The following is a 2,683-nucleotide window of genomic DNA, read 5'->3' as shown; positions in this document are numbered from 1 at the left end:
ATGGCCATCGGGTGCTGGCGGTGGTGCGGGGGAGCGCGGTCAATCAGGACGGTGCGTCGAATGGTCTGACGGCGCCGAACGGTCCTTCGCAGCAGCGGGTGATCCGGGCGGCCCTGGCGAGTGCGGGGCTGTCGACGACGGACGTGGACGCGGTGGAGGCGCACGGCACGGGCACGGCTCTGGGTGACCCGATCGAGGCGCAGGCCCTGCTCGCTACCTACGGGCAGGGTCGTGAGCGGCCGTTGTGGCTGGGTTCGGTGAAGTCGAACATCGGACACACCCAGGCCGCCGCGGGTGTCGCGGGTGTGATCAAGATGGTGCTGGCGATGCAGCACGGTGTACTGCCGCGCACGCTGCATGTGGACGAGCCGTCCTCGCACGTGGACTGGTCGGCCGGCGCGGTCGAGCTGCTGACGCAGCAGCAGGAGTGGCCCGAGGCGGGGCGTGCGCGGCGGGCAGGTGTGTCGGCGTTCGGTGTCTCCGGGACGAATGCACACGTCGTCCTGGAGCAGCCGGTCCCGGAGGAGGTCCCTGCCTCTTCCGGCGGCGACGAGCCGGTGTCGTCGGTTGTTCCGTGGGTGGTGTCGGCGCGCAGTCGGGCCGCGTTGCGGGCGCAGGCCGGTCGGCTGGCGGAGTTCGTGGCGGACGCCGGTGTGCTGGATGTCGCGGGTGTCGGTGGGGCTTTGGTCCGGTCGCGGTCGGTGTTCGAGCACCGGGCCGTGGTGTGGGGTGCGGACCGTGCGGAGCTGCTGGCCGGTCTGGGTGCGGTGGCGGCCGGTGAGTCGGCTGCGGGTGTGGTGACGGGCGAGGTCGGCGAGGGCGGCCGTACGGCTTTCCTGTTCGCCGGCCAGGGCTCCCAGCGCCTGGGCATGGGGCGCGAGTTGTACGAGGAGTATCCGGTGTTCGCGGATGCCTTCGACGCCGTGTGCGCCCACCTCGACGCGGATCTCGAAGTGTCCCTGTCTGAAGTGGTGTTCGGCCAGGAAGCCGAGCGCCTGAACCGTACGGAGTACGCGCAGCCCGCGCTGTTCGCGCTGGAGGTGGCGCTGTTCCGGCTGCTGGAGTCGTGGGGTGTGCGCCCCGACGTGCTGGCCGGTCACTCGATCGGTGAGATCGCCGCCGCGCACGTGGCCGGGGTGTGGTCGCTGGCCGACGCGTGCCGTCTGGTGGCCGCTCGCGGCCGGCTGATGCAGGCGCTGCCGGAGGGCGGTGCGATGGCCGCGGTCCAGGCCTCCGAGGACGAGGTGCTGCCGCTGCTCGGCGACGAGGTGGGCATCGCGGCTGTCAACGGCCCCCGGTCCGTGGTGATTTCGGGTGCCTCCGAGTGGGTCGAGGAGATCGCGGAGCACTTCCGCGGCCAGGGCCGCAAGGTCACGGCGCTGCGGGTGAGCCATGCCTTCCACTCCCCGCTGATGGAACCGATGCTCGACGACTTCCGGGCGGTCGCGGAAGAGCTCTCCTACGAGCGTCCGCAGCTCCCCGTCGTCTCCACGGTGACCGGCGCGCCCGTCACCGACGAGCTGATGTCCCCGCAGTACTGGGTGGAGCACGTCCGTCGCACGGTCCGCTTCGCCGACGCGGTGGCCACCCTCGCCGGGCAGACCGTCACCCGCTTCCTCGAACTCGGTCCCGACGGCACGCTCGCCACGCTGGCGCAGGACTCCGCCACGGGCGACGACCGTCTGTTCGTGCCGGTGCTGCGCAAGGACCGGCCGGAGGTCGGTGCGCTGGTGGCCGCCGTGGCGGCTGTGTTCGCCGGTGGCGCCGAGGTGGACTGGTCTGCCCTCTTCCCCGCCGACGGCTGGGTGGAGCTGCCGACGTATGCCTTCCAGCACCGGCGGTACTGGCCGGATGTCGTGCGTCCGGAGCAGGTCTCCGGAGCCGGCGGTGAGATCGACGCCCGTTTCTGGGAGGCGGTCGAGCGGGAGGATCTGGGTGCCCTGGCAGGGGAGTTGGAGCTGGGCGAGGAGGTCGTGGAGGCTGTCCTGCCGGCGCTGACCTCCTGGCGGCGGCAGAGCCGGGAACAGGCCGAGGCGGACCGCTCCCGGTACCGGGTCGCATGGCGGCCGCTGTCCGACGTCCCCGGCTCGGGCACGCTGTCGGGCCGTTGGCTGGCTGTCGTACCGGCCGGCTTCGAGGCGGACCCCTGGGCGCAGTCGGTGCTCGACGCGCTGTCGGCCCATGGCGCCGAGGTGGAGCGGGTCGCCCCTGAGGCCACCATGGACCGGGTCGCGCTGGCCGCGGCGCTGGAGGGCTCGGCGCCGGTCGACGGAGTCGTGTCCCTGCTCGCCCTCTCTGAAGATGTCTCCGAGGACGGCGTGCCGGTCGGCGTGTCGGGTTCGCTGGCGCTGATCCAGGCGCTGGGCGACGCGGGGGTGACGGCTCCGCTGTGGGCGCTGACCCGGGGCGCGGTGGCGGTGGGCCGTTCCGACGGCGCCGTGGACGCCGTGCAGGGTGCCGTCTGGGGGCTCGGCCGGGTGGCCGCCCTTGAGGCCTCCGACCGCTGGGGCGGTCTGATCGACCTCCCTGCCACGATCGACCGCCGTACCGCAGGCCGCCTGGTGGCTGTGGTGGCGGGTGTGGGTGATGAGGATCAGGTGGCGGTGCGGGCGTCGGGTGTGTTCGGGCGTCGGCTTGAGCGGGTGCCGGCTGGTGGTGCCGGTGCTGGTGGTGCTGCCGGTGG

General features: G+C 72.8%; 1 protein-coding gene. It reads left to right on the top strand.

All coding sequences use genetic code 11. From position 1 onward, the window contains the following. Positions 1–2,683: type I polyketide synthase (locus AQJ58_RS40030; RefSeq protein WP_159056423.1), on the top strand; the 2,683-nt coding region annotated here is incomplete at both ends.

Origin of the sequence: Streptomyces sp. DSM 15324, from assembly GCF_001514285.1 — a bacterium.
Taxonomy (GTDB): domain Bacteria; phylum Actinomycetota; class Actinomycetes; order Streptomycetales; family Streptomycetaceae; genus Streptomyces.
Note: the sequence above shows the minus strand (reverse complement) of the source record. Positions and strands in the feature narration are given on the sequence as shown.